We start from the raw sequence: 25,331 nt of genomic DNA, 5'->3' as shown, positions 1-25,331 counted from the left end.
TCCAAAGGTGCCCATCTATGGCCAACTCCAATACCCAGTCGACACATGGCGTATCGGGTGCATGCATAAATTTACCATTTGCGGGGCGCATGGCGGTACGGGTACCTCGCGTTGCTGGTGGGCCTCACGTGGTTTTACTCCGCCCACGACCGCTCCAACCTGCTCGAAAACAACTGCGAGGTAGAGGCCCTGCGCACCATCGCCCAATCAAAGGAAAAAACGGTGCACCTCGAGGCCAACTGCTCCATCATGAACTGGGGCACCATCACCGATCCGCGCTACTCCGATGAGCAAGGCAAAATGCTGTACTACTGGAACATCACGAAGGAAGAAAAGCTGTTTTACCATTAACGCGAAAGGGGCAAGCTCGGCTTGCCCCTTTCGCGTTGGCTGGATACGTGGTAACAAAGCCCAAGGGCCAATGCAGCCCCGGGCTACCTAGGCGAGGTTAATCCAGCTGGTGGTGCGTGGCATACCGGCCGGGTCGGCGCGCACCACGTCGGTGGCAGCCGTAACGGTGCCGTCGGCGTTGCGGTAGTGCACCATGTACTCGGGCGCGGCGCTGGGTTCAATCGGGGCCTTATCGAGGTAGGGGCTGCAGGCGTTGTGGGCCACGCATTGCCACTCCTGGTTGCGGCAGCGGCGGTAAACGTAAGCGTAGTTGCCCGGGCTGACGTTGAAATCGAGCCGACGCCCCGCCGGTACGAGGTGTAGCTGAATAGCTGATGCAGGTTGCATAACGGCAGAAAATGCCCAAGATGAAAGATGATACAAGTAGCGTTGTAGCCGGGCCCTCTTACGGAATACCCCGCCGCCCGGCCAACCAACACTGCCTTAAACGGCATTCATCGGGCCCTAGGTCCACGATTTATACGGGTTTGCCCCTCCGATAATTGCTGATTTTGGCAGGCCGGAACTACTTACCGCCGTTGCGTCATTTTGGTGCGGCCACGCCATTTTACACGGCTGCGGCCGTGCTGTCTGCCTTTTTAGCCTCCCAAGCCTGCAGCAAATACAACAATACCAGCAGGAATATGGTACACTCACCATTCTTGTAGCCTAATCCCATGATTGATTTTTCGCTGCTATTTGCCCCTCTTGCCGAGCACGGCCAAGTGGTTTACTACGCTTATGATTTGCATGCGCGCCGCCTGACCTACGTCAGCCCGGCCTACGCGCGCGTGTTTGGCGGCAGCCCCGAGCTGGTGAACGAGGAGCTGCCGGAGCTGAAAGCCCGCATGCACCCCGACGACCTGGAGTTTCTGGCCGATAAGCTGGCGCAAGCCCCCAACGGCCAACTGATAGAAGACCTGGAGCTGCGCCTGAAACACCCGGATGGCCGCCGGCAGTGGCTCTGCCTTACGGCCGTGCGCGTGCTGGGCCCCGATAACCGCGCGTACATCAGCGGCTCGGCGCAGGACATTACCCGCACGAAGCAGTACATGGATAATGCGCACAAGTACAACGCCAAGAAGAACGCCACGCTCGAAATCCTGTCGCACGATTTGGCGGGCCCGTTGGTAGTGGCCCAACAGCTGGCCGAGCACATTGCCCAGCAATCGGCCGTGTACCAGGATGCTACTTTGAACGAGCTGATTCGGCTGCTGCACGAAACCTGCAAGGACAGCGTCGATCTGATCCGCGACTTCGTGGATCAGGAGTTTATGGAATCGGCCAGCGTGGTGCTGAAGCGCGAGCGGGTTGATATGGTGGCCTGGGTGAACACCGTGGTGGAGGAATACCAACGCTCGGCCCAGAAGCTCGACAAGCATTTCCATTTCATCGCGCCCTCCGACCCTATCTACGTCAGCTGCGATAAAAACAAGTTCGAGCAGGTGCTCAACAACCTGATTTCCAACTCCATCAAGTTCACCCACGACGGCGGCCACATCACCGTTAAAGTAGAGCCCGCGGGTACCCATGTGCGCGTCAGCGTATCCGACGACGGCATTGGCATACCCGAAAACCTGCAGCCCCTGCTCTTCGATAAGTTTACGAAAGCGCGCCGGCCGGGCCTGCGCGGCGAAAAAACCACCGGCCTGGGTATGTCGGTTATCAAAACCATTGTGGGGCTGCACGAGGGCCGCATCACCTTCCGGAGCGAAGAAAACAAGGGCTCCTCTTTTTGCATCGAGCTACCTGCCTCGGCCCCGCTGTCCGATAACGACTAGCCCCCTGAAACACAGCGGCCGGCTGCCACCTAGGGGTAGCCGCCGGCCGCGCACATTGCATCTGGCAGCACCTAGGCCGCCAGCGGAACGCTGTCTTGGCCCGCTTTGCGCTTAATCCGCACGATGTGCAGCTTATCCAAGGTCCAGATGACGGGGTACGTGGGGTCAAGCTCCCACCATTTCACGCCGAAATTGACGCGCAACGGCAGCTTGTGGTGGTTGTTTTGGAACAGCTCGCCGCCGGTCAGGAAGTCGAAGAACAGGGAGTTGCGCGACTTGTCGTGGTTGTCGAAGTTCTGGTAGCCGTACTTGTGGCCGCCCCAGTTAACGATGGCGCCGTGCACGGCCCCCATGGCGAAGTGAATGGGCAGCAGCAAATACTGCCACCAGGCCGTGGCAAACGCCACGTAAAACAGCACATAAACCGCGCCCCAGCCCACGCGGGTGTACCACTTGTTGCCGAACTCCTCGAGCGCCTGCCACACGGGGTAGTCGCCGCCCGCAAACCGGTGCGCGTTGGGGTGCTCGTCCTTCAGCACCTCCTGGTAGGCGGTGCGGGTTTTCCACATCATGCTGAAAGCATTGGTGGAGTTGTGCGGCGAGTGGGGGTCTTTGTCGGTATCGGAGTAGGCGTGGTGCATGCGGTGCAGCAGCGCATAACCCCGCGGCGACATAAAACTCGAGCCCTGCGTGAGGAACGTGAAAACGAAGAAAAACCGCTCCCACAGCGGGTGCATGCTAAACATGCGGTGCGCCGCGTAGCGGTGCTGAAAAAACGACTGCGCAAACAGCGACAGGTACCAATGCGCGAAAAAGGCGACCCAGATAATCATGGCGGCAAACGGTAAAAGTGCGTGAATACAGGTCTGGAAGGGAAACCTGGGCGCCTTTGGGGGTAGGTCCGCTTGCTTCGGTTCGGTAACTGCTTTCGAAACTTACGCAACAACCCCGACATTGGCCTTGGCATTGCGCTGCCGGGCAGCGCCCGGTATTCGTAGTAAACGAAACCCGGTTGGTTTTTGGTGCACTTTCCGGTTTCGCACCAGCAGCCCTTTGGCCTGCTCTCGGGCAAGGCACGGCAACCCTAGGTCAATTTTTTTTCGGCGGCTGCAGCAACACGACAGGGCTTGCCGCAGCCGGTTGCAACCAACGGGTAGCCTTGCGGCAGGGCTTGCTTTAAGCCAATATTGCTTTGCCGTAATAGCATGACTATCTGAATTGAGCCCTTTGCTATTCCAAGCTGAATCCAAAAGCGTATTTTAACATTATTAATAATAAACGCAAGTATTATTACCATACCTCCAACGTATAAACACTGATTCTGCGATTTTGTTAAAAAATTTACGGTTGAGGTGAAAACCGCCGCCGCAGTAGGGTGCGTACATCCGCTCACAACCAACCCCCTACTGTTCCCTATGAAAAGAACTTTACTCGGTGTGTTGCTCTGGATGGGCAGCACCGGGACTTTCGCACAAGCTTACCTCGACTCGCACCTGCAACCCCTGCTCACCAACCCGCTCGATCTGCATCAGGTGGTGGTAACGTTTAAGGGCAACTCGGCCCCTACCCTGGCCAACAAGCTGGCACTGCAGCAGCTGGGCATTGTGCAGGGCGTAACTATGCGCGCCCTGCCGGTAGCGGGCGTGCTGGCCACCAGCGCCCAGATTGACCGCCTCGCCCAAGACCCCAACGTGGTGTCGATTTACCTGAACCGCTCGCTGGTGCGCGACAACGACGGCGCCACCGCCCTTACGGGTGCCCAGCGCGCCCGCCTCGAGCCCTTGTTTACCCAGCGCAACGGCGGGTTGCCGGTGTCGGGCAAGGGCATTGGGGTGGTAGTAAACGACTCGGGCATCGACGGCACGCACCCCGACCACACCCTAGGTAAAAATCTGAAGCAGAACGTACTGGGCACCACCAACCTGAAGGCTCAGAATGCGCTGCTGCCGATTACGTACCTGGAGAACATCCCGAACACCGACCAAACCGGTGGCCACGGCACGCACGTAGCCGGCATTGTAGGCGCCACGGGCGCGGCCTCCAACGGCAAGCACGCCGGCGTGGCCCCCGGCGCCGACCTCATCGGCTACGGCACCGGCGCGGGCTTGTTTATTCTGGATGTGGTGGGCGCCTTCGATTACGCGCTGGTAAACCAGTTCCAGTACAACATCCGGGTTATCACCAACTCCTTCGGCACTACCTCCGACATTGCCACCGAGCCGAACCCTGCCGACCCCATCACCATTGCCACCAAGCGCTGCGTCGACCGCAACATTGTGGTGGTGTTTTCGGCCGGCAACTCGGGCGCGGGCTCGGGCACCATTACCGGCAACTACAAAAAGGCGCCGTGGGTAATTACGGTGGCCAACTCCGATAAAGCGGGCGTGCTGGCGCCCTCGTCGTCGCGCGGCCGTAAGGGCGTAAGCGGCACGGTAACCATTGACGGCCAAACCCTGCCGTGGCGCGATGAGCCGACCGTAACGGCCCCCGGCACCGATATCGTCTCGACGCGCGCCGTGTCGCCGGTTGGGGTGCTGAGCACCCAGCAGGACGTTGAAAACCTGGAGCCGGCCCACGTGCCCTTCTACACGCACCTTACGGGCACCTCCATGGCGGCGCCGCACGTGGCCGGTATCGTGGCCCTGATGCTGGACGCCAACCCCAACCTGACGCCGGCCGAGGTTAAAAGCATTCTGGAGCAAACCGCTACCAACCTGCCCAACCGCGAGTCGTGGGAAATTGGCCACGGCATGGCCAACGCCTACGCCGCCGTCGACCGCGCCTTCCGGGCTGCTGGCTACGGCCCCACGGTAAATGCCAAGCGCGCCTTCAACAGCAGCGTGAACTCGGCCGTTTCGAGCGCGCCCTTTACCATCAACTTCAACCCGGCTACCACCGCCACCAACAGCCAAACGTTTGCGGTACCGGCCGGCACGTCGTCGCTGGAGGTTAGCTGCAAAGTAACCGGCCTGCTGGGCGAAACCGGCAACCCCGTAAACCTGGTGCTGCTTTCGCCGAGCGGTAAGCGCTACGCCTCGGGCATTTCGGTGCTGTTTGCCACCAGCCCCGGCCGCGCGGTGGCCGTAGCCAGCCCCGAAGCCGGCACCTGGACGGTGCGCCTCGATGGCCTGCAAGGCGCCGCGCTGCCCGAAACCGTTTCGGGTACCATCGCCCTGAACAAAGCCCTAGGTGCCACGGGCCTAGGCGACGCCGCTGGCCACCCGGCCGAAACCTCGATTCAGTTGGCCGTCAGCAAACGCCTGATGGATGGCCTCAGCAACGGCTTTAAGCCCGACCAAGACCTGAGCCGCATTCAGCTGGCCGACTATCTGCTGATGGGCCAGGCCGTGCGCCAGTACCTGCCGGTGAGCGGCGCCAACTCCTTCGGCGACGTAACGGGCGTGCAGGCGCTGCTGGCCGAGTCGGTAACGGCCCGCGGCGCGGCGCTCCGCGACCGGTACCACGTGCAAAACGGCGTGATGCAGCCGGTTTCGCCCGGTGTGTTTGCTCCGAACGCAGTTGTTACGCGGGCTAGCCTGGCTTACTCGCTGGTGCAAAGCCTGGGGCTGCAAAACAAAGCCCAGCAAGCCACCGGCCCCGTAACGGTGGAGGTAAACGGCCAACGTATTGCTATTGATGATGCGGCGCAAATTCCGGCCGGCCTCGAAGGCTACGTGCAAGTGGCTCTGGATATGAACATCATCAACGCTTACTACAGCGTAATGCAAGGCCCCTACGATTTGCAGCCCACGCTGCACGCCACCTTTAAGCCGCAGCAAAAGGTAAAGCGGGCCGACTTTGCCGTAATCGTAACGCGCACCCACGATCAGTGGACCTCTGCCCCGGTTGACGCTGCCGCCAGCACCGCCTCGGCAACTGCTGCTCGCACGGCCACTGAAACCGCTCCGGCCATTGATGCGCCGGTGTACGCCGCGCCCAACCCCTTCGCGCAGCGCACGGTATTCACCTACCAGCTGGCCGAGGCCGCCCCCGTACGCCTGGAGGTGTATGATGTGATGGGCCGCAAGGTTGAAACCGTAGTGAATGCCCAACAAAGCGCTGGCTTCCATCAGCACACCTTCGATGGCGCCAAGCTGCCTGCTGGCACCTACCTCTACAAGCTCTCGACCGGCGCCAAAACCCAGAGCGGACGCCTTATCCTGACGCGCTAAGCACCATTGCTTCGCATACTGCAACGGCCCGGAACGCGTGTTCCGGGCCGTTCTTTTTTATACCTACGCCCCAGGTGCTACTGCCCCTCAGAACGGCCGGGCACCTAGGCGCTACAGCTCGCTGATTTCTTCGGCCATTTTGCTGGGCACGCCTACGCTGTTGAGCAGGCCGCTGTTCATGCCCTGCAGCCACACCGAAAACACGCCGTAGTGCAGGTTGCGGTCGGAGCGAATTTTGCCGGGCTCCAGCGGCCTGCCTTTGCTGCGCGGGTTGTCGTCGCGCACCACCAGCACGTTGCTCACCTTCGATACCACTTTGGTCAGCAGCTTCTGCCGATCGGCCCCGCCCCCGCGGCGGCTCAGCAAATCCACTTTCAGGTTGGAGTAGCGGGCCCACATGGCGCCGGTTACCTCGCGGCGGTTTACCAGCAGCGTGGCCCGCAGCCCGTGCAGCTGCCCCCGCTCGAACCGGGCAAAGCGGGTGGGCTCGGTTACGGGGTTGAGCAGCGCGAAGGGCGTGGGGCCGAAAGTGCCCTCTAAGCGGTGCGTGCCGTTGGCATCGAGCAAGGGCACCCAGGCTTTGGCCTGCATGCGGCACCGCCCCCCTAGGTAGGCCGTGGCCTGCAGCATGGCGGGGTGGCCCGCACGCATGCGCTTGGGGTTGTTGCTGATGTTGGTGCCCACCCCGTTGAGGCGCGTAATGGTAAAATGCCCCGGCCGCAAGGCCCGCTTGCCCGTGAAGGTGAAGCGCATATCGAAGTTGCGCACGCGCAGCGTGCGCACATCGAGCCGAAACGGCAGCTTGCCCACGTTTTCGGGCGTTACCACCGAGGGGTTGGGGTTAATGGGGTGTTTGGAGTTGCTGATGATGTGCATGCGCGGGTTGCACAGCTCGATTTCCTGCATCAGCACGGCCTTGCGCCGTTCCAGCGCCCCAAAGTCGAGCCCGGTTACGCGCAGCTCCGGTAGCCGAAACGTAACGTGCGAGGCCTGGTGCCCTTTGCTGCGGGCCAAAGCTTCGGGGCCCATGGTGGGCTGAACCAAGAGGCCCGTAATGCGCAGCTGCTGCCCGCGGGTACTCAGCCCTAGGTGCTCGGTGCGCATGCGGTAATAAGGGCCATCGAGGCGGAGCTGTGCGGGGCCGGTGCGTACTTGCCAGTTGCGGGCGTACAGCACCCGTCGGGCATCCTGGGCGGCTAGGGAGTCGATGCGGATGTTGGTGCCCACAATGTTCAGGTCGCGCACTTCGGGCAGCATGGAAACGCGCGTTACGCGCAGCTGGCCCTGCCCTAGGTGCACGTGCTGCACCTGCACGCGCTGCAGGTAAGGCGCCAGCATTTTATGCAGCGGCGGGGGCGGCGTTGCCGGCGCGGCCACGTGCAGGCGCATAGCCACCACGCGCAGCGAATCGGCCTGCAGCACGCGGCGCGGCAGCAATTTGGGCTGCAGGCCGCTTAGCCGCACCTGGGGCAACCACAAATCGGCCTTTGTGCTGCCTGGCTTGGCCTGCTTATCGGCCACAGGCACCACGCGCAACGAATCGAGTTGGAGCTGCCGGCTACGGCTGCTAAAGCGCGCCGCACCTAGGCGCACGTGGTGGCCGGGCACCTGCGCCTCGAGCCTAATGGCATTCATCTCGAAAGCTGAAGCGTACCCAAGGCGGGTTGAGTCGGAAGCACCGCCGCGGCTGATGAGGATATCCTGCGCCACGAGGTTGCCTTGCCGCAGTTGGGTGCGCTCTTGCCCCCGCTGGCCCGAAGCCACGCGCACATCGCGCAACGCAAAATGCCCGATGCGGATACCCGGTATGCGCTTAGGCAGCTGCTCGTGCAAGGACTGGTTGCCGCCGGGCTTGGCGGGTGTACCGAGCACGCGCGCCCGCACGGTTTCGATCAACACTGTATCTACAGCCACCAGCTCGCCCTTCAGCAACGCACCCAGGCTCACACCACCCACGCGCACATAGTCGACGGTAAGCAGCAGCCACGGGGCGGGCTGGCTGGCCGGCTGCTTGTGCTTGGGCCAACCAGCAGGCCGCACCCACACGTTGCGCAGCGTGAGCGAGCCTTGGCGCAAGCTGGTGCGCAGGGCCCCAATGCGCAGCTCGTACTGCCCGTGGGTTTTGCGGGCTACCTGCTCCTGCAGCGTGCGGCGCAGCCAGGGGTCGAGCATGGTTAAACCTACAGCCACCAGCCCAACCAGCAGTAGTACCGCGCCGCCTACCCACCAAAGCCAACGCCTTGGCCGGCGCGGCCGGGCGCGGGCAGCAACTTCGGCGTGCGGGGTTGCGGGGGTATCGGGCATGGGCATTGGGGCGGTCGGGCAGTGCGTAAACGAAAAACCCGCTGCCGCGGCCGATGTTGGGGCGCAATGCCAACCAGGCGTATACCTTAGCGCCCGCATTTCCTACCCAATTGCAACTGCTTATGTCAGCCCCCGATGCGCTGGCGGCCGGCTTGCTGGCAGCCGTGCGCCATAGCTTTCAGCAATACCAGGCACTTGCCGATAAGGCCCTGGCACAGCTTACGCCCGAGCAATGGCTGTGGCGCCCCGGCCCCGAGGCCAACAGCGCGGCCGTGCTGGTACAGCACCTGGTGGGCAACCTTCGCTCGCGCTTTACCGACTTCTGGACCTCCGACGGCGAAAAACCCGACCGCCACCGCGACCAGGAATTCGAGGAGCCAACCTCGCCCGCGGCCGTGGCCGAGCTACAACAGCAGTGGCAGCAGGCATGGCCGGTTTTGTGGGCCGTGCTCGAGCACCTGGAGCAGCACCCCGCCGATTGGCTGCGCACGGTGTACATCAGGCAGGAGCCCTACACGGCCCTGGGTGCGCTGCAGCGGCAAGCAACCCACTACGCCTACCACACCGGGCAGCTGGTGCAATTGGCTAAGCAAATACGGGGCGAAGCGTGGCAAACCCTCAGTATTCCGCGCGGGCAAAGCGAGCAATTCAACGCCGCCATGCGCCGGCAAGCCAATCCCGGCCTTAACCTTCGGGGCCAATCGGCAGTTTAAGCCCGGCATATGCTAGCAATTACTTCCCTGCTCAATCCGCAGAACGCGTCCCTGATCAACGGCATCATTCAGAGCCTGGAAGATGAGTTCGGCCTCGACGACGTGCAGGACACCCCCGACCCGCACATTACCTACCTGCTGGCCGGCGTAAGCCAGCACGAGTCCTTAAAGCGGGTGCTCGAAGACGTAGCCGCCACCACCCCGCCCTTCGAAGCTTTTACCACGGGCCTGGGGCTATTTCCGGGGCCCAATCCGGTTATCTACATCCCGGTGCTGCGCTCCGAGGAGCTCAACCGCCTGCACACCCGCCTGCTGGCCGCCACTGCCCCGCTCTGCCAGCGCACCGACAAATTCAGCACGCCCGAGCTGTGGCTGCCGCACATTTCGCTGGCCCTGCACGATACTACCCCCGAGCTGCTGGGCCCCGTGCTGCAGTACCTCAACGAGCAAACCTACAACCTGAAGCTGCGCATCAGCAACCTGGCCATTTTGCGGCAAGAAGGCGAGCAGTTTATTCCCGAGGAAGTGTATCCGCTGGAAGGTTAGCTGTTAGCTGTTAGCTGTTAGCTGTTAGCTGTTAGCTGTTAGCTGTTAGCTGTTAGCTGTTAGCTGTTAGCTGTTAGCTGTTAGCTGTTAGCTGTTAGCTGTTAGCTGTTAGCTGTTAGCTGTTAGCTGTTAGCTGCGTATGGCCGACCTAGGGCCCGGGTTGCGCCACTACGCACTTTTTCTCTTGTCTCTATACCCAATACGCAATACCAAGTACTCCTTACCTTTACCGCCTCACCAACCTGCTACCTATGACGTCCGCCTACTCCATTGTACTGCTGCTGCACTCCTGGTCGCGCTGGCTAGTGCTGATTTTTGGTCTGATTGCGCTGTTCCGTGCCCTTTCGGGTTGGCTGGGCCGCAAGCCCTACACCGGTGCCGACAACGGCATGGGCGCCTCGTTTGTGGGCTCGATGCACCTGCAGCTGCTGCTCGGCCTGATTCTGTACTTTGCCCTCAGCCCCTTCGGCGTAAAAGGCATGGAAGCCGCCGGTGGCATGGGCGCCGTAATGAAAGACCCCGCCGCCCGCTTCTGGGGCGTGGAGCACATTACCACCATGATTTTGGCCGTGGTGTTTGCCCAAATCGGCCGCTCGCTTTCCAAAAAGCCCGCCGACGACGTGACCAAGCACCGCCGCGCCGCCATTTACTTCGGCATCGCCTTGCTGCTGGTGCTGCTCATGATTCCGTGGGGCATCTGGAACCCGGCCCGCCCGCTGTTCCGCTTCTAGGTTCCGGCCCTAGGTCAGCTTCAACACCACGCGCCTGCTCCAGCTACTGGGGCAGGCGCTTGTGCTTCGGGGCCCTAGGTGGTTTAAGCAGGTGGGGCGGGTGGCAGGCCTGGCAGGCGGATGGCGCGGGCGTCAGCAACGATTGTCAACCACCCCAGCGGCGGTAAACCGCCGCGTCCCCTCCTCAGCTGAGGAGGGGAGTTTGTCGTTCGGTTAGTGGCTGTGGCTGCCGGCTTGGTTGCTGATGCTGAACTGGCGCACCTCGCCTTTCTCCCAGGCGTTGGCGCCGGGCAGCACGGGCGGGGCCACAATGTCGGCGCGCCGCCTGCGGTTCTCCTTGCTCGACACACCTAGGCGCTGGTCGCGGCGGGCAATCATGGCGGTGTCGGCCTGGCCGTCCTGGGTAAAGCCCATCATCAGCTGCGGGCCGCCGTAGGGCAGTTCCTTGTCTTTATCGGTATGCCAGGTGTGCAGGGTTTTGCCGTAGGTGCTCACAATCTGCTCCATCAGCTCGTGCTCGGCTACTTCGGGTATGCCCGGCGCCACCAGCGTGCCCGATTTCACCTCGTAGCTGTGGCTGTGCCACAGTTTCTTTTCCTCGGCCGGCAGCCTCTCGAACAAGCGCCCCGAAATAATGTACTCGATGCCCATGATTTTGGCGCCGGCTTCGTTGCCGTCGTAAATCACGCACTGCGTCACGTCTTCGTTTAGCTTCTGGCAGAAGTGGTGCGCCTCCATCTGCTCGTTCATGCGGCCGCTGTAAAAGTGAAAGCCGTCGAGGTACATATCCAGCTGGCGCAGCGGGGCTTTGCCCTGCAGCACGTCGGCGCCGGCCTCCAGCACTTTGGTTTTCACCGATTTCTCGGCGCCCGGCGCCTGCACCGGCGACTTGGTGTTTTGGTCGCCGCAGGCACTGAGCAGCAAGGGCAAAGCGGCCGCAACGGCCTGCAAGCATCGGATAGATGTTTTCATATAGCTCCTTCGGATGGTGGTGACGATGCTTTGCTTACGTACCACCTAGGCCGGCGTTCGGGCGAGCTTTCAAGTGTCGGGTAATTTGCTATTATTCAGGCTTAAGCACCACACCAACTGCCATGAACACCACCGCTAACTTAGCGCCTGCCCCAAGCCTGGCAGCCGTCGGCCCCGACGAAGCGCCGCCCCACGCCGCGGCCTGCCTCAACTGCGGCACCACGCTTACCGATCAGTATTGCGCCCATTGCGGACAAGATGCGCACCACACGCACCGCTTTACGCTGCGCTTCCTGTTGTTCCACGATTTGCCGCACTCCATCTGGCACGTCGACAAGGGCATTGGCTACACCTTACGGCAGCTGCTGACGCGGCCCGGCGCCACCTTGCACGAGTACATGGCCGGCCGGCGGGCTCAGCACTTCCGGCCCATATCCTACCTGCTCCTGGTTACGGCCGTGAGCATGTTGCTGCTCTCGGCGGTAGGCATGAACCCCATGACCGCCAGCCAGCAGGCCGATATGCCGCGGCTGTTGCAGCTGACGATGGAGCGCTACCTGCAACTGTACTCCAAGTACCCTACCCTGATCTACGTCGTGCTCCTGCCTGCCAATGCGCTGCTGGCTATGTGGCTGTTGCGCCCAACGCGGTTCAATTTTGCCGAAATGCTGCTGGCTCAGGCGTTCATTTCGGGCACCACTACCATCATATCCTCCGTGGTGATGCTCCCGATGATGCTGCTGACGCCGTATTTCCCGGCTTTGCAGCAATTTATTATGCTGGGCATGCTACCCCACATGGCTTACTCCGCGTGGGTGTACCGCCAGTTGCTCGAACCGGCCCGCATGCCCCTAAAAAATAAATGGGTGCGCGGCATCGGCACCGTGGTGCTGCAAACGATCATCCTGTTTATCAGCATTATACTGGTGTATGCGGCCATCATTTTTTCGCTCATCCGCCAAGACCCCTCCCTGCTTAAGGACTTTCAGCAGAAGATGGCTTCCGGGCAACATCCAGGGCAAGCGGCTCCGATCAGGTGAGTTCAGAAAGTTGAAACGAGGCGGTTAGGCCAACGCGGCTGGTTCAAGTCAAAAGAGCACTCCGCAACTGTTTATTTGCCTCCCAAGCTGCCTCTGCGAAGTGCGTCCGCCACCACGCTCTAATCATACCGTTTGCACCACAAAAAAGCCCGCTGCGGAAGCATCCGCAGCGGGCTTTGTATTGCTAACTAAGCCAATTACTGGCCCAGTACCATCGCAAAAATCAGCGGCGCCACAATCGTAGCATCCGATTCGATGATGAACTTCGGGGTGTCCTGGCCCAGCTTGCCCCAAGTGATTTTCTCGTTCGGCACGGCACCCGAGTACGAACCGTACGAGGTGGTGGAGTCGGAGATTTGGGCGAAGTAGCCCCACAGCGGCACACCCGTGCGCTGCAAATCCTGGTGTAGCATCGGCACCACGCAAATCGGGAAGTCGCCGGCAATGCCGCCGCCGATCTGGAAGAAGCCCACAGTGCTTTCCTCTTGCGCGTTTTTGGTGTACCACTCGGCCAGGTACATCATGTACTCGATGCCGGTGCGCACGGTGTGCACGTTCTTGATGTCGCCCGAGATTACGTGACCGGCGAAGATGTTGCCGAGGGTCGAGTCTTCCCAGCCCGGGCAGATGATCGGCAGGTTCTTCTCGGCCGCGGCCAGCATCCACGAGTCTTTGGGGTCGATCTGGTAGTACTGCTCCAGCTCGCCCGACTTCAGGATTTGGTAGAAGAACTCGTGCGGGAAGTAACGCTCCCCAGCCTTGTCGGCCTGTTCCCAGAACTTCAGCACCGAGTGCTCGAGGCGGCGCATGGCTTCCTCCTCGGGAATGCAGGTATCGGTTACGCGGTTCATGTGGCGCTCGAGCAGGGCTTGCTCGTCGGCCGGCGTGAGGTCGCGGTAGTTCGGCACGCGCTCGTAAAAGTCGTGCGCTACCAGGTTGAAGATATCCTCCTCGAGGTTGGCACCCGTGCAGCTGATGATATGCACTTTATCCTGGCGAATCAGTTCGGCCAGCTGAATGCCCATTTCGGCGGTGCTCATGGCGCCGGCCAGGGTAATCATCATCTTGCCACCCTCGGCGAGGTGCTTGTTGTAGCCTTCGGCTGCGTCGATCAGGGCAGCAGCGTTGAAGTGGCGGTAGTGGTGCTTGAGGAAGTTGGTTACGTTCATTTTGCGTGTGTTGTACGGGGTGCCTCCGGCAGTTCAACCGAAGCACCGGCCCCTAACGCTACCCCCCTGGGTGTAGTTCAATGGCCGGGCTAAAGTTTTTGCAGCAGTAAGGACTACCCGCGGGCCGGTTCTTCGATGATGATATTGTGATTGGTGTAGATGCAGATGTCGGCCGCAATGTGCAGGGCTTCTTCTACCATCTGGCGGGCCGTGAGGTGCGGCGCGTGCTTTTTGAGGGCTAGGGCGGCGGCCTGGGCAAACATGGCGCCCGAGCCAATGGCGGCTACATCGGAGTCGGGCTCGAGCACGTCGCCGGTGCCGGCTACAATCAGCAGCTCGTCCTTGTCGGCCACTACCATCATGGCTTCCAGCTTGCGCAGGTATTGGTCTTTGCGCCAGTCTTTGGCCAGCTCGATGGCTGCCCGCTTGAGGTTGGCACCAAACTGACCTAGCTTTTCCTCGAAGCGCTCCAGCAGCGTAAAGGCATCGGCCGTGGAGCCGGCAAAACCCGTCACGACTTTGCCGCCGTGCAGCTGCCTGATTTTGCGCACGTTGTTTTTGGCTACGTGCTTATCCATGGTAGCCTGGCCATCAGCCCCTACGGCAATTTCGCCGTTGTGCCGAATGCCCAGAACGGTAGTTGATCTTATGCGGGTCATAAGTCAGTTAAAAACTGTCATCCTGAGCACTGCGAAGGACCTTCTCACGTCTGAACAACCATTCAGAACGTCATGCTGAGCTTGCCGAAGCATCTCTACCGCTTCGTTAGATAGTAGATTACTATCCGTAGAGATGCTTCGGCAAGCTCAGCATGACGACCTTACGTGATAAGGTCCTTCGCTGGGCTCAGGATGACAAGTGAGCGTTATTTCCTCAGATGAGCATGCGCATGGGGTCTTCCAGCAGGCTTTTCAGCGTTTGCAGGAAGGCAGCGCCGCTGGCACCGTCTACCACGCGGTGGTCGCACGAGAGGGTTACTTTCATGATGTTGCCCACCACGATTTGGCCATCCTTTACCACGGGCGTTTGCTTGATGCCGCCCACCGCCAGGATGCACGCATCGGGCGGGTTGATAATGGCCGTGAACTCCTCGATGCCGAACATCCCCAGGTTCGAAATGGTGAAGGTATTGCCTTCCCACTCCGAGGGCTGCAGCTTTTTGTTCTTGGCCTTGCCGGCGAGGTCTTTCACCTCAGCGGCAATCTGCGACAGGCCTTTCTGATCGGCGTTGCGGATTACGGGCACCAGCAGGCCTTCGTCCACGGCAACGGCCACACCAATGTTGTACACCTTGTTCTGGCGAATCTTGTCGCCGAGCCACGAGGAGTTGATGGTGGGGTGTTGCTTCAGAGCCACGGCCGAGGCTTTGATAACCATGTCGTTGAACGACAGCTTCACCGGCGACAATTCGTTGAGGCGCTGACGGGCTTCGATGGCTTTGTCCATCGAAATTTCCATCGTGAGGTAGAAGTGCGGCGCCGAGAACTTGCTTTCGGCCAGGCGGCGCGCAATCACCTTGCGCATCTGCGTCACCGGCGTTTCGGTGTAGGTGCCTTCGGCGGCAGCAGGAGCAGCCGGGGCAGGCGCAGCGGCCGGTGCAGCTTGGGCGGCAGGTGCCGGTGCTGCAGCGGGGGCAGCTTGCGGAGCCGGAGCTGCCTGGGGCTGGGCGCCGGGCTGCACGTTCTCCAGGTCGCGCGACACGATACGGCCGTTTTCGCCCGAGCCCTTCACGGTGCTCAGGTCGATGCCTTTCTCCTGGGCAATGCGCTTCGCCAGCGGCGACACGAACACGCGGCCGCCCTGGGGTGCGCCTTGCGAAGCGGCCTGGCCTTGCGAGCCAGCCGGCACCGCCACGCCACCCGACGACTGACCGGTAGCCTCGGCACGGGCCTGAATGTCGCGGTCGGTTTTGGCGTCTTCCAGCTCCGAGTTGGCTTTGGCGTCGGCCTGCTCGCCTTCGCCGGCGGCGGTGGGCGTAAAGCCGCCCTGCGGCTGGCTGCCGCCCGAGCCGCCACCTAGGAGGGCGTCAACGTCGGCTCCTTCTTCGCCGATAATGGCCAGCACGCCGTCAACGGGTACCGACTCGCCGTCCTTCGGGCCGATGTACAGCAGGGTGCCGTCTTCGTAGTTTTCCAGCTCCATGGTGGCCTTGTCGGTTTCCACTTCGGCCAGAATGTCGCCTGATTTTACTTTGTCGCCCACCTTTTTGAGCCACGAGGCAATTACGCCCTCGGTCATGGTGTCGCTCATTTTGGGCATGCGCACCACCGTGGCCTTTTTGCCGTTGCCGGCAGCGGGCTTGGCAGTGGCGGTAGCGGCGGCCGGGGCCGGCGCAGCGGCCTGCGTTGCGGGGGCTGGTGCGGGCGCAGCGGCCGGAGCCGGTGCGGGTGCCGGGGCAGGCTGCGAGGCCGCGCCGCCGTTGCCGCCGATTTGGCTCAGCAAGCCGGAAATATCTTCGCCTTCTTTGCCTACAATGGCCAATACGCCATCAACCGGCACGGCTTCTTTCTCTTTCGGACCGATATAGAGCAAGGTACCGTCTTCGTAATTCTCGAGCTCCATGGTAGCCTTATCGGTTTCTACCTCAGCCAGGATATCACCAGACTTTACCTTGTCGCCCACCTTTTTGAGCCACGCCGCAATGACCCCTTCGGTCATCGTGTCGCTCATCTTGGGCATTTTTATGATTTCGGCCATTTCAAGTCGTCAGTTGGGTTCAAGCCGCCAAAAATAGACCGTATTTCTCGCGGGCACAAACCAGAAGTTATGCAATCGTTATCAGCCCAAATGCTGGGTATCCATATACGAACGCACCGTGAACATGGAGCCGGTATAATGCACGCGGTACAGGCACAGGTTGCGGTGGTCGAAAAGGTCCATGGCGCTGAGCGGGTAATTGAGCAGCTGGCACAACAGCACGCGCATGGCGCGGCCGTGCATGCACACCAGAATGGTTTCCTCGTGGGGGCGGCCGCGCAGCACTTCTTCAATAAACGGCCGCTGGCGGGCGGCTACCTGCTCGGGGCTTTCGCCGCCGGCAAAGGCCAGGTGGGTTTCGCCGCGCTGCCAGGCGCGCAGGATGCCGTGGTACTCGATGTCTTCTTCGGGCGTGATGCGCGTGCCTTCGCGGTGACCCCAGCTGATTTCGTCGAGGGCACGGTGCTGCTCGAAGGGCAAGCCGGCATCAAGGAAAGGCTGCACCGATTGGCGGGTGCGCATCAGCGTGGAGATGTGCACCCGATCGAAGGGCACGTCGTGATAGGCGCTGTGGAATTGCGCGGCTTGCGCAAAACCCTGCTCGTTGAGGGGCGCATCGACGCCGCTGCCCTGTACAATGCCGCGCACGTTGAAGTACGTCTGGCCGTGGCGAATGAGGTAGATTTTCTTGACCACGCGGTTTCGGGGCGTAGTTTTGCTGAATAAGGGCCCGAAAGTAGTGCTTTGCGGGCCGCCAACCGTTTTTTGCTGATACGCGATGCTGCCTGCCTCCTTCCCTACCCTTGCCGAACTCAACGCGTGGTGCCGCAACACCATGGGCGAAACCCTGGGCATTGAGCTCACGGCGGTGGGCGAGCGAATGATTGAAGGCCGGATGCCCGTTGACCACCGCACGCATCAGCCCATGGGCCTGCTGCACGGCGGTGCCTCGGTAGCCCTGGCCGAAACCCTAGGTAGCATTGGCGCAGTGCTGCAAGTAGACCGTACGCGCCAGGCTTGCGTGGGGTTGGAAATCAACGCCAATCACCTGAAGGGCGTGCGCTCGGGCTACGTGGTGGGCCGCGCCGAAGCCATCCACGTGGGCCGCTCCACGCAGGTGTGGGAAATAAAGATTCGGCACGAAGAAACCGACGCCTTGGTGTGCATCAGCCGCATCACCATGGCTGTGATTGACATTCCGGCTGGTAAAAGCGCGCAATCGTGAGCAGCCCCGCAGTAGCCGAAACGGCCGCGCACGCTACCGTACGCCGGCTGGCCGCCCTGGCCCTGCGGCACGACGGCTCAGTGGCCTTGTGGCGCCTGCCCAATGCCGCTGCCCCGGTGTTGCTGCTGAGTTTGCGGCCTTTGCACTTATCGGGTTTGCCGCCTTCGCTTGAGCCCACAGCGCAGGCTGGTTTTGCCTTCTACCCTTTCCAGGACAGCGACACCGCCGAGGCCATGCTGCTGCCTGCCGATGCCGTGCTCGACCTCTCGGCCGGCCAGCAATTAAGCCTTTCGCACGCCCTGCCAGCCGAAGCAGCCGCTGCTGTGCAACGCGTGCTGCACGACACCACCGCGCCCGAAGAACTACCTTGGCACGTAAGCCCGCAGCCGGTGCCCAACACCGCCGACCGCGAAACCTACGAAGCCTTGGTAGCGCGCGGCGTGGCAACTATTCGGGCAGGCGAGGTAGTGAAGGTGGTATCGAGCCGGGCGGCGCGCCGGCCGCTGCCTGCTGGTTTCGATGCCCTAGGTGCTTTCGATGCGCTCTGCCGCCAGCACCCTCGGGCATTTGTGTCGCTGGTGAGTGCGCCGCAAGCGGGCACTTGGTTGGGAGCCACGCCCGAAATCCTGGTGGAAATTGATGGCTCGGAGTTCCGCACCATGGCGCTGGCGGGTACGCAGCCCATCACGGAGGAGATGACCGCCCAAACGGCCGTGTGGCGCCAGAAAGACATCGAGGAGCAAGCCTTGGTGGCGCGCTACATCGTGAACTGCTTTAAGCAGCTGCGCCTGCGCGACTACGACGAAACCGGCCCGCGCACCGTAGCCGCCGGCAACTTGCTGCACCTGCGCACCGATTTCCGCGTCGACCTGAAGCGCAACCGTTTCCCGACGCTGGGTACCGATATGCTGCGCCTGCTGCACCCCACCTCGGCCGTGGGCGGCATGCCCCGCGAAGCCGCGCTCGGCTTTTTGCAGCGCCACGAGGGCTACGACCGCACTTACTACAGCGGTTTCCTAGGTCCGGTAAACCTGCCCACGCCAGGCATCTCGCGCCTGTTCGTGAATTTGCGCTGCATGCAGCTGCGCCCCACCGAAGCCATTCTTTATGCCGGCACGGGGCTTACCGCTGAATCAGACCCAAGCCGCGAGTGGCAGGAAACCGAGCTGAAGCTGCGCACGGTGGGCTCGGTGCTGGATTAGCAGCCAGAGCTGTGGCGCGGAGTGGTACTCCGCGGGCGGCCCGGGGCCGCCATCCGGGCACGCGCTGTTCATTTATCCCAAGCATTTTATTGGCGCTTCGGGCGCCACGCGGAGTACCACTCCGCGCCACTAACTACCGCTTTGTGTCCTTAACGCATTATCGTCGCAACCTACCGCATATCCTCCCGCCCAACGAAACCGTGTTTGTTACCTTCCGACTCGCAGGCTCCGTGCCAGTGGCAGCGCTAGAACAATGGCGCTCAGCACAAAGCAAGACGGGACAGCAACCCACGTACGGACAAACAGATACATGGCTCGACAGCAAAGCCCCCGCTGTGGGGCCTGATTGGCTTCGCCTACCCCAAATAGCCAATGTAGTTGGCGAGGCCCTGCACTTTCGGCACCCAAAAGACTACACGCTTTGGGCCTACTGCGTCATGCCGAATCACGTGCACTTCGTGGCTACTATTGCCAATGAAACAGTTGGTTTCGTGCACACTTTACAAAGCCTGAAAGCCCGTACCGCCCGGCGCTGCAATGCCTTGCTCGCGCGCTCCGGTCCCTTCTGGCAAGACGAAAGTTACGACCATGTCGTACGACGAGGCGGCGAGGAAATGCAGCGCGTAATCAGCTACATTCTCCATAATCCAGTAAAAGCGGGCTTGGTTGCCGATTGGCAACAATGGCCCTTTTCTTATCTGAATCCTGAATGGTGAATAACTGTGGCGCGGAGTGGCACTCCGCGGGCGGCCAACAGCCGCCATCCGGTGCTGCGCGGTCCTTTATTGGCGTCGGCAGCGCCACGCGGAGTACCACTCCGCGCCACGGTTTAGCCACTACCTTTGCGGTCCATGTCAACGCTCCAGCCCATCCACAACATCGCCGAGATCTGTGCCCAGCACGGCATCACCGATGTGGTGTTGTCGCCCGGCTCGCGCTCGGCGCCGCTTACCATTGCCTTTGCCCGCCACCCCGAGCTGCGCGTGCGTGTAGTGCCCGATGAGCGCGCTGCCGCTTTCATCGGCCTGGGGCTGGCACAGGCGCAGGGCAGGCCGGTGGCGCTGGTATGCACCTCGGGTACGGCGGGCCTGAACTATGCGCCGGCTGTGGCCGAGGCGTACTTTCAGCGGGTGCCGCTGGTGGTGTTCACGGCCGACCGCCCGCCGGAGTGGATTGATCAGCTCGACGGCCAAACCATTCGGCAGACCAACCTGTACGGGCGCCACGCCAAGGCCGCTTTCGAGCTGCCCGCCGACTTTGCGCACCGCGACGCGCAATGGCACGCCGCGCGTTTGGTAAACGAAGCCATCAACATTGCGCAGGAGTTTCCGCAGGGCCCGGTGCAGGTGAATGTGCCGTTGCGCGAGCCTTTTTACCCCGCGGCGGGCGAGGAAATCAAGTACGAGGCCGTAAAAATCAGCCGCGAGGTGGCCGGCGCTCCGCAGCTGCCCGCTGGCGAGCTGGAGGTACTGCGCACGCAGCTGCGCCAAACCAGGCGCGTGCTCATCGTGGCCGGCCAACACTCCGCCGATGAGCCGCTGCTGCTGGCGCTGCGCCGCCTAGGTGCCGCGTACCAAATACCCGTGGTGGGCGACCTGATTGCCAACGTGCACCTGCCCGTGGGCCCCGACTACGACGTGCGCACCGCGCCCCTAGGTCGGCAGGACGTGTTTATGGCCGTGCCGGAGCAGGGGCTTAAGGAAGCGTTGCGCCCCGAGCTGCTCATCACCTTCGGCCAGTCGCTCATCTCGAAGGCCCTTAAAAACTACCTGCGCGACTATGCCCCGCAGCAGCACTGGCACGTGCAGCCGGCCGGCGCCGTGGCCGATACGTTCCGCTCGCTCACGCGCACTATCCGCATGGAGCCGGCCGCCTTTTTCGAGGCGCTGCTGGCCGATCAGCCCAAGGCCGCCGAAGCCGATTTCGCTGTTGCAACTGGCAGCAAACCGGCCCGCCTCAGCTGGCAAGGCCCCGGCTCGGCCCGCGACGAAGCCGCTGCCCCTAAGGATGCGTTTACCACGCCGTGGCAGCGCGCCAACGGCTGGGCTACCGATTTCCTGAAGGAGTTCATGCAACAGCCGCAGCAGCCCTTCAACGAGTTTACGGCCATTTACCGGGCGCTGCAGCACGTGCCCGACCGCGCCGCGCTGCACCTGGCCAACAGCATGGCCGTGCGCTACGCCAACATCCTGGGTGTGCCGGCGGGCCGCGCCATCGAGGTGTTTGCCAACCGCGGCACCAGCGGTATCGATGGCTGCAACTCAACGGCCGTGGGCGCCGCCTTGGCCGAGCCCGAGCGCCCGGTGGTGTTGCTCACCGGCGACGTGGCGTTCTTCTACGACCGCAACGCGTTCTGGCACAACTACCCCACGCCCAACCTCAAAATTATTCTCATCAACAACCACGCGGGCGGCATTTTCCGGCTGATTGATGGGCCGCGTCAGCAGCCCGAGCTGGAGGAGTTTTTTGAGACGCGCCAGCAGCTAACGGCCGAAAACACGGCCCGCGACTTCGGCCTGGGTTACCACACCGCCCGCACCTTTGCCGAACTAGATAAGGCGCTGCCGGTTTTCTTTGCGCCCACCCAAAAAGGCAACGCCGCCGTGCTCGAAATCACCACCGATTCGGCCACCAACGCGGCTTTCTTCGAACAATACCGCGCCGCCGTGCGCACTTCTTTTTCCTCTTGAAACCCTCGGCGTCTTCTGCGAAAACCCCTGCGTCTTCTGCGGGCCGCAATCGTACCCACGATTTTCGGCCTGCAGAAGACCCGGCAGGTTGCGCAGAGGGCGCTGAGTTCAATTCACTCTTTATGTCCCAGCAAGTTACCTGGACGCCGATCAAGGAATTCAAGGAAATCCTGTTCAGCTACTACGAAGGCATTGCCAAAATTTCCATCAACCGCCCGCAGGTGCACAACGCCTTCACCCCGCTCACGGTGCAGGAAATGATTGAGGCAATGGACATTTGCCGCAACCGCACCGATATCGGTGTCATCATCCTGACGGGCGAAGGCGGCCAGGCCTTCTGCTCGGGCGGCGACCAGAGCGTGCGCGGCCACGGCGGCTACGTGGGCGAAGACACCGTGCCGCGCCTCAACGTGCTCGACCTGCAAAAGCAAATCCGCTCCATCCCCAAGCCGGTGGTGGCCATGGTGGCCGGGTGGGCCATTGGCGGCGGCCACGTGCTGCACGTGGTGTGCGACCTGAGCATTGCCGCCGAAAACGCCCGCTTCGGCCAAACCGGCCCCAAAGTAGGCTCGTTCGACGGTGGCTTTGGTGCTTCGTACCTGGCGCGCATCGTGGGCCAGAAGAAGGCCCGCGAAATCTGGTACCTCTGCGACCAGTACAACGCCCAGGAAGCCCTCGACATGGGCCTCGTAAACAAAGTGGTACCGCTGGAGCAGCTCGAAAGCACCACCCTCGAATGGTGCTTCAAGATGCTCGAGAAAAGCCCGCTGGCGCTGCGCATGCTCAAATCGTCGTTCAACGCCGAGCTCGATGGGCAGGCTGGTATTCAGGAGCTGGCCGGCAACGCCACGCTACTGTACTACCTCTCCGAAGAGGCCAAAGAGGGCAAAAACGCCTTCATGGAGAAGCGCAAGCCCGACTTCTCGAAGTACCCCAAGTTCCCCTAAGCTTTACGCGCCACCTAGGCCCCGCAAACGGCCCGCACAACCCGGTTGTGCGGGCCGTTTTTGCTTTACACACGTACTTTGTTCTTCGGCATATTTCTCCTCCTCCCATGAAGCTGTTGGCATTTCTTCCGTTGTTAGCTGGGCTTGCCGCTCCGGCCCAGGCTCAAACCACGCCGGCACCGGCCAAGCAGGTGGTGGAAGCCTCGTGCGGGCAGTGCCGCCTGGGGCTGCCCGGCAAGGGCTGCGACCTGGCCGTGCGCATTGGCGGCAAAGCGTATTTCGTAGAGGGCACCTCCATCGACTCGCACGGCGACGCCCATGCCAACGACGGGTTCTGCAACAGCATCCGGCGCGCCGAGGTGAGCGGAAGGGTGGTTAAGAACCGTTTTGTGGCCACCTCGTTTCGGCTGCTACCCGACTCGGCAGGCACCGGCCATTAAACCGGGCGGCTACACTGCCGGGGCAAGGGGCCTGTGTAGCCCCGCAACCTAGGCAAACGTTTCAGCACCCTCTCATTATCACTAGTTTATGTGATTGCACCGGGCGTTTCTGATGAAGATATTACACCTGCCTCATTGGGCCTATGTATGTTGTATCTCAGCAACCGAACGCCATGGAAGCTCAACTGGAACAAATCAGAGAACAGCAAAAGGAAACCTGGAACAGGTTTTCGCCGGGGTGGCGCAAGTGGGATGATTTTACCATGGATTGGCTCAGGCCCATGGGCGACGAAATCATCCGTGCCTTGCAACTCCGCAGCACCGATGTGGTGCTGGATATTGCCGCTGGCACTGGCGAGCCGGGCCTTTCCATTGCCAGGATTGTGAAAGACGGCCACGTGGTGATTACCGACCTGGCCGAAGGCATGCTGGAAGTAGCCCGCGACAACGCCGCTAGGCGCGGCATCCGCAATTACGAAACCGTAGCGTGCGACGTGTGCGAGCTGCCCTTCGCCGACAACACCTTTGATGCCGTTAGCTGCCGCATGGGCTTCATGTTTTTCCCCGATATGCAGCTGGCCGCGCAGGAAATGCAGCGGGTGCTGAAGCCTGGCGGGCGCCTGGCGGCGGCTGTGTGGGGTACGCCCGAGCAAAACCCCTGGGTAACGATGATTATGGGCACCATCAACAAAAACCTGCAGCTGCCGGCCCCGCCGCCCGGCGCACCGGGCATGTTCCGGTGCGGCACGCCGGGTATGCTGGCCGATATCCTGGGGCAGGCCGGGCTGGTAAGCATCGTCGAAAAAGAAGTAACCGGCAAGCTGCGGGCCGGCAGCCCCGACAACTACTGGCTGTTTATGAACGAGGTGGCCGCGCCGGTAGTGGCCGCCATGAGCAAAGCCGATGGCAGCACCCGCGAGAAAATCAGGCGGGAGGTGTTTGAGCTGGTAGCGCAGAAATACCCCGACCACCACGCGGCCATCGATTTTGGGGCCCGCATTGTGTGCGGCCAAAAGCCCCAGGCATAGTCAGGTTGCTGCTTCAGCAAGCCCGCGCCCTAGGTGCGGGCTTTTTTGTGGCCTCGCGGGAGCAAGCCCACGGCTGCCACAACCGCCACGCCCACGCCGCTGTGCTTCTGCTATTGCTCTTTGGTATAGCGGCACGGCGGCATCGGCCTCGGCAACAAGAAGCTTTGTAATCACCAATGATAGTTTTACTATTATTCACTTACTTGCGCCCGCTTTCACGCCTAGGTCGCCCAAGGCCTCAGTGGCAAAGTGCCACCCGTTGCAGGTGCTGCCGCCGGCAACACCTAGGGCCCTGGGCATCATTCGCCCCACACTTGCATGGATTCACAGCTACTCATCTCCAACCTTACCAACCCCACGCTGCTGTTTTTTGCCCTGGGCATTGTGGCCACCGCCGTCAAGAGCGACTTGGAGATTCCGCCCACCACCAGCAAGTTCATCTCGCTGTACCTGCTGTTCTCCATTGGGTTTAAGGGCGGGCAAGAGCTGGCACACAGCCCCTTCAGCAGCGAAATCCTGTATTCGCTGCTGTTCGGTTTGCTTATCGCCTCACTGATTCCGCTCTACACGTTTTTCATTCTGAAGCGGCGCCTGAGCACCAGCGACGCGGGCGCCATTGCGGCGGCCTACGGCTCGGTTAGCGCGGTTACGTTTGTGTCGGCGGTGTCGTTTCTGGAGGCGCAGCAGCTCAACTTCGGGGGGCACATGGTAGCCGTAATGGCCCTGATGGAGTCGCCGGCCATTATCGTGGGCGTGGTGCTGATGATGCGCAACGAAGCTCCTGCCGACAACGCGCAGTCCAACCTGCGCTCCATCATTCAGCACTCCTTCACCAACGGCAGCGTGCTGATGGTGCTGGGCAGCCTGCTCATCGGCCTCATTGCCGACACCAAGCAGGCCGACGGCATCAAGCCCTTCACTACCGACATTTTCAAGGGCTTTCTGGCCATTTTCCTGCTCGAAATGGGCATGGTAACGGCGCGCCGGTTTTCCGCTTTCACGCGCTACGGCCGCTTCGTAACGGTGTTTGCTATCCTGATTCCGGTGCTCAACGGCTGCCTGGTAGCCAGCGCCAGCCACTTGGTTACCGATAGCGTGGGCAACCGCTTCATCTTCGCCATTCTGGCCGCCAGCGCCTCGTACATTGCCGTGCCCGCCGCCATGCGCCTGGCCGCCCCCAAAGCCGACCCCGGCCTGTACATTCCGATGGCGCTGGGCGTCACGTTCCCCATCAACATTACCCTAGGTATGCCGCTGTACTTCGCCATTGTGCAGCACTCGTAG

Annotated in this window: 24 protein-coding genes; 15 read left to right on the top strand and 9 right to left on the bottom strand. The window is 61.7% G+C overall.

The window, feature by feature from the left end:
• Nucleotides 1-78 precede the first annotated feature (78 nt).
• Complete coding sequence (locus tag OIS50_RS01795) at nt 79-351, top strand: hypothetical protein (RefSeq protein WP_264692622.1); 273 nt, start codon at nt 79-81, stop codon at nt 349-351.
• An 87-nt stretch (nt 352-438) separates the two neighbouring features.
• Here OIS50_RS01795 and OIS50_RS01790 read toward each other — a convergent pair whose 3' ends face one another.
• Nucleotides 439-738, bottom strand: a complete 300-nt coding sequence (locus OIS50_RS01790; RefSeq protein ID WP_264692621.1) for a hypothetical protein — start codon at nt 736-738, stop codon at nt 439-441.
• A gap of 329 nt (nt 739-1,067) precedes the next feature.
• Here OIS50_RS01790 and OIS50_RS01785 point away from each other — a divergent pair, with 329 nt between their 5' ends.
• Entirely contained in the window at nt 1,068-2,171 is a 1,104-nt protein-coding gene (locus tag OIS50_RS01785) for a PAS domain-containing sensor histidine kinase (protein ID WP_264692620.1), read from the top strand.
• A gap of 71 nt (nt 2,172-2,242) precedes the next feature.
• Here OIS50_RS01785 and OIS50_RS01780 read toward each other — a convergent pair whose 3' ends face one another.
• Both OIS50_RS01780 and OIS50_RS01775 read right to left on the bottom strand, forming a co-directional pair.
• Complete coding sequence (locus OIS50_RS01780; RefSeq protein WP_264692619.1) at nt 2,243-3,004, bottom strand: acyl-CoA desaturase; 762 nt, start codon at nt 3,002-3,004, stop codon at nt 2,243-2,245.
• A gap of 251 nt (nt 3,005-3,255) precedes the next feature.
• The gene (locus OIS50_RS01775) at nt 3,256-3,468 is read right to left on the bottom strand and encodes a hypothetical protein (RefSeq protein WP_264692618.1); all 213 of its coding nucleotides are present in this window, start codon (nt 3,466-3,468) and stop codon (nt 3,256-3,258) included.
• Between the two features lie 118 nt (nt 3,469-3,586).
• On the opposite strand from OIS50_RS01775, the gene OIS50_RS01770 reads away from it, so the two are divergent.
• Nucleotides 3,587-6,343 carry a S8 family peptidase gene (locus tag OIS50_RS01770; RefSeq protein ID WP_264692617.1) on the top strand — a complete coding sequence of 919 codons (2,757 nt, stop codon included), beginning with the start codon at nt 3,587-3,589 and terminating at the stop codon, nt 6,341-6,343.
• A gap of 111 nt (nt 6,344-6,454) precedes the next feature.
• Here the strand turns inward: OIS50_RS01770 and OIS50_RS01765 are convergent, their stop codons facing one another.
• On the bottom strand, nt 6,455-8,647 hold the full coding sequence (locus OIS50_RS01765; RefSeq protein ID WP_264692616.1) for an AsmA family protein: 2,193 nt from the start codon (nt 8,645-8,647) through the stop codon (nt 6,455-6,457).
• A gap of 122 nt (nt 8,648-8,769) precedes the next feature.
• On the opposite strand from OIS50_RS01765, the gene OIS50_RS01760 reads away from it, so the two are divergent.
• From OIS50_RS01760 to OIS50_RS01750, 3 genes are all read left to right on the top strand, one after another.
• Nucleotides 8,770-9,360 (top strand): DUF1572 domain-containing protein, encoded by a 591-nt coding sequence (locus OIS50_RS01760; protein ID WP_264692615.1) that lies wholly within the window; start codon nt 8,770-8,772, stop codon nt 9,358-9,360.
• 9 nt (nt 9,361-9,369) lie between these two features.
• Nucleotides 9,370-9,906 (top strand): 2'-5' RNA ligase family protein, encoded by a 537-nt coding sequence (locus OIS50_RS01755; RefSeq protein ID WP_264692614.1) that lies wholly within the window; start codon nt 9,370-9,372, stop codon nt 9,904-9,906.
• 251 nt (nt 9,907-10,157) lie between these two features.
• Nucleotides 10,158-10,637 carry a hypothetical protein gene (locus OIS50_RS01750; protein ID WP_264692613.1) on the top strand — a complete coding sequence of 160 codons (480 nt, stop codon included), beginning with the start codon at nt 10,158-10,160 and terminating at the stop codon, nt 10,635-10,637.
• Between the two features lie 213 nt (nt 10,638-10,850).
• Here OIS50_RS01750 and OIS50_RS01745 read toward each other — a convergent pair whose 3' ends face one another.
• Nucleotides 10,851-11,609, bottom strand: a complete 759-nt coding sequence (locus OIS50_RS01745; RefSeq protein ID WP_264692612.1) for an OBAP family protein — start codon at nt 11,607-11,609, stop codon at nt 10,851-10,853.
• Nucleotides 11,610-11,731: 122 nt separating this feature from the next.
• Here OIS50_RS01745 and OIS50_RS01740 point away from each other — a divergent pair, with 122 nt between their 5' ends.
• Nucleotides 11,732-12,649, top strand: coding sequence for a DUF3667 domain-containing protein (locus tag OIS50_RS01740; protein ID WP_264692611.1), 918 nt, complete (start codon nt 11,732-11,734; stop codon nt 12,647-12,649).
• Nucleotides 12,650-12,846: 197 nt separating this feature from the next.
• Here OIS50_RS01740 and OIS50_RS01735 read toward each other — a convergent pair whose 3' ends face one another.
• From OIS50_RS01735 to OIS50_RS01720, 4 genes are all read right to left on the bottom strand, one after another.
• Nucleotides 12,847-13,818 carry a deoxyhypusine synthase family protein gene (locus OIS50_RS01735; protein WP_059069745.1) on the bottom strand — a complete coding sequence of 324 codons (972 nt, stop codon included), beginning with the start codon at nt 13,816-13,818 and terminating at the stop codon, nt 12,847-12,849.
• 113 nt (nt 13,819-13,931) lie between these two features.
• Nucleotides 13,932-14,477 (bottom strand): ATP-dependent protease subunit HslV, encoded by a 546-nt coding sequence (gene hslV, locus OIS50_RS01730; RefSeq protein ID WP_264692610.1) that lies wholly within the window; start codon nt 14,475-14,477, stop codon nt 13,932-13,934.
• Nucleotides 14,478-14,691: 214 nt separating this feature from the next.
• A complete protein-coding gene (locus tag OIS50_RS01725) occupies nt 14,692-16,515 on the bottom strand; it encodes a pyruvate dehydrogenase complex dihydrolipoamide acetyltransferase (RefSeq protein ID WP_264692609.1) in 1,824 nt (607 codons plus the stop codon).
• 81 nt (nt 16,516-16,596) lie between these two features.
• Nucleotides 16,597-17,211 carry a histidine phosphatase family protein gene (locus OIS50_RS01720; RefSeq protein ID WP_264692608.1) on the bottom strand — a complete coding sequence of 205 codons (615 nt, stop codon included), beginning with the start codon at nt 17,209-17,211 and terminating at the stop codon, nt 16,597-16,599.
• 82 nt (nt 17,212-17,293) lie between these two features.
• Between OIS50_RS01720 and OIS50_RS01715 the strand changes: the two genes are divergently transcribed.
• From OIS50_RS01715 to OIS50_RS01680, 8 genes are all read left to right on the top strand, one after another.
• Nucleotides 17,294-17,740 (top strand): hotdog fold thioesterase, encoded by a 447-nt coding sequence (locus tag OIS50_RS01715; protein ID WP_319805313.1) that lies wholly within the window; start codon nt 17,294-17,296, stop codon nt 17,738-17,740.
• The gene (locus OIS50_RS01710; RefSeq protein ID WP_264692607.1) at nt 17,737-18,942 is read left to right on the top strand and encodes a chorismate-binding protein; all 1,206 of its coding nucleotides are present in this window, start codon (nt 17,737-17,739) and stop codon (nt 18,940-18,942) included. The genes OIS50_RS01715 and OIS50_RS01710 overlap by 4 nt, the downstream gene beginning before the upstream one ends.
• 143 nt (nt 18,943-19,085) lie before the next feature.
• On the top strand, nt 19,086-19,658 hold the full coding sequence (locus tag OIS50_RS01705; protein WP_264692606.1) for an REP-associated tyrosine transposase: 573 nt from the start codon (nt 19,086-19,088) through the stop codon (nt 19,656-19,658).
• 135 nt (nt 19,659-19,793) lie between these two features.
• Nucleotides 19,794-21,632 carry a 2-succinyl-5-enolpyruvyl-6-hydroxy-3-cyclohexene-1-carboxylic-acid synthase gene (menD, locus tag OIS50_RS01700; protein WP_264692605.1) on the top strand — a complete coding sequence of 613 codons (1,839 nt, stop codon included), beginning with the start codon at nt 19,794-19,796 and terminating at the stop codon, nt 21,630-21,632.
• Nucleotides 21,633-21,754: 122 nt separating this feature from the next.
• Nucleotides 21,755-22,579, top strand: coding sequence for a 1,4-dihydroxy-2-naphthoyl-CoA synthase (gene menB, locus OIS50_RS01695; protein ID WP_264692604.1), 825 nt, complete (start codon nt 21,755-21,757; stop codon nt 22,577-22,579).
• 107 nt (nt 22,580-22,686) lie between these two features.
• The gene (locus OIS50_RS01690) at nt 22,687-23,019 is read left to right on the top strand and encodes a DUF6370 family protein (protein ID WP_264692603.1); all 333 of its coding nucleotides are present in this window, start codon (nt 22,687-22,689) and stop codon (nt 23,017-23,019) included.
• Nucleotides 23,020-23,192: 173 nt separating this feature from the next.
• A complete protein-coding gene (locus tag OIS50_RS01685) occupies nt 23,193-24,047 on the top strand; it encodes a class I SAM-dependent methyltransferase (RefSeq protein WP_264692602.1) in 855 nt (284 codons plus the stop codon).
• A gap of 318 nt (nt 24,048-24,365) precedes the next feature.
• Nucleotides 24,366-25,331 (top strand): sodium-dependent bicarbonate transport family permease, encoded by a 966-nt coding sequence (locus OIS50_RS01680; protein ID WP_264692601.1) that lies wholly within the window; start codon nt 24,366-24,368, stop codon nt 25,329-25,331.

Source organism: Hymenobacter sp. YIM 151858-1 (assembly GCF_025979705.1).
GTDB lineage: Bacteria > Bacteroidota > Bacteroidia > Cytophagales > Hymenobacteraceae > Solirubrum.
Note: the sequence above shows the minus strand (reverse complement) of the source record. Positions and strands in the feature narration are given on the sequence as shown.

Bases quoted from the DNA above. Each gene is read 5' to 3' on its own strand.
- OIS50_RS01735 (WP_059069745.1), bottom strand. From the start codon at position 13,818: ATGAACGTAACCAACTTCCTCAAGCACCACTACCGCCACTTCAACGCT.
- OIS50_RS01775 (WP_264692618.1), bottom strand. From the start codon at position 3,468: ATGGTAATAATACTTGCGTTTATTATTAATAATGTTAAAATACGCTTT.
- OIS50_RS01790 (WP_264692621.1), bottom strand. From the start codon at position 738: ATGCAACCTGCATCAGCTATTCAGCTACACCTCGTACCGGCGGGGCGT.
- OIS50_RS01680 (WP_264692601.1), top strand. From the start codon at position 24,366: ATGGATTCACAGCTACTCATCTCCAACCTTACCAACCCCACGCTGCTG.
- menB (WP_264692604.1), top strand. From the start codon at position 21,755: ATGTCCCAGCAAGTTACCTGGACGCCGATCAAGGAATTCAAGGAAATC.
- menD (WP_264692605.1), top strand. From the start codon at position 19,794: ATGTCAACGCTCCAGCCCATCCACAACATCGCCGAGATCTGTGCCCAG.
- OIS50_RS01750 (WP_264692613.1), top strand. From the start codon at position 10,158: ATGACGTCCGCCTACTCCATTGTACTGCTGCTGCACTCCTGGTCGCGC.
- OIS50_RS01785 (WP_264692620.1), top strand. From the start codon at position 1,068: ATGATTGATTTTTCGCTGCTATTTGCCCCTCTTGCCGAGCACGGCCAA.
- OIS50_RS01745 (WP_264692612.1), bottom strand. From the start codon at position 11,609: ATGAAAACATCTATCCGATGCTTGCAGGCCGTTGCGGCCGCTTTGCCC.
- OIS50_RS01760 (WP_264692615.1), top strand. From the start codon at position 8,770: ATGTCAGCCCCCGATGCGCTGGCGGCCGGCTTGCTGGCAGCCGTGCGC.
- OIS50_RS01740 (WP_264692611.1), top strand. From the start codon at position 11,732: ATGAACACCACCGCTAACTTAGCGCCTGCCCCAAGCCTGGCAGCCGTC.
- hslV (WP_264692610.1), bottom strand. From the start codon at position 14,477: ATGACCCGCATAAGATCAACTACCGTTCTGGGCATTCGGCACAACGGC.
- OIS50_RS01770 (WP_264692617.1), top strand. From the start codon at position 3,587: ATGAAAAGAACTTTACTCGGTGTGTTGCTCTGGATGGGCAGCACCGGG.
- OIS50_RS01725 (WP_264692609.1), bottom strand. From the start codon at position 16,515: ATGGCCGAAATCATAAAAATGCCCAAGATGAGCGACACGATGACCGAA.
- OIS50_RS01715 (WP_319805313.1), top strand. From the start codon at position 17,294: ATGCTGCCTGCCTCCTTCCCTACCCTTGCCGAACTCAACGCGTGGTGC.
- OIS50_RS01765 (WP_264692616.1), bottom strand. From the start codon at position 8,647: ATGCCCGATACCCCCGCAACCCCGCACGCCGAAGTTGCTGCCCGCGCC.
- OIS50_RS01690 (WP_264692603.1), top strand. From the start codon at position 22,687: ATGAAGCTGTTGGCATTTCTTCCGTTGTTAGCTGGGCTTGCCGCTCCG.
- OIS50_RS01780 (WP_264692619.1), bottom strand. From the start codon at position 3,004: ATGATTATCTGGGTCGCCTTTTTCGCGCATTGGTACCTGTCGCTGTTT.
- OIS50_RS01685 (WP_264692602.1), top strand. From the start codon at position 23,193: ATGGAAGCTCAACTGGAACAAATCAGAGAACAGCAAAAGGAAACCTGG.
- OIS50_RS01755 (WP_264692614.1), top strand. From the start codon at position 9,370: ATGCTAGCAATTACTTCCCTGCTCAATCCGCAGAACGCGTCCCTGATC.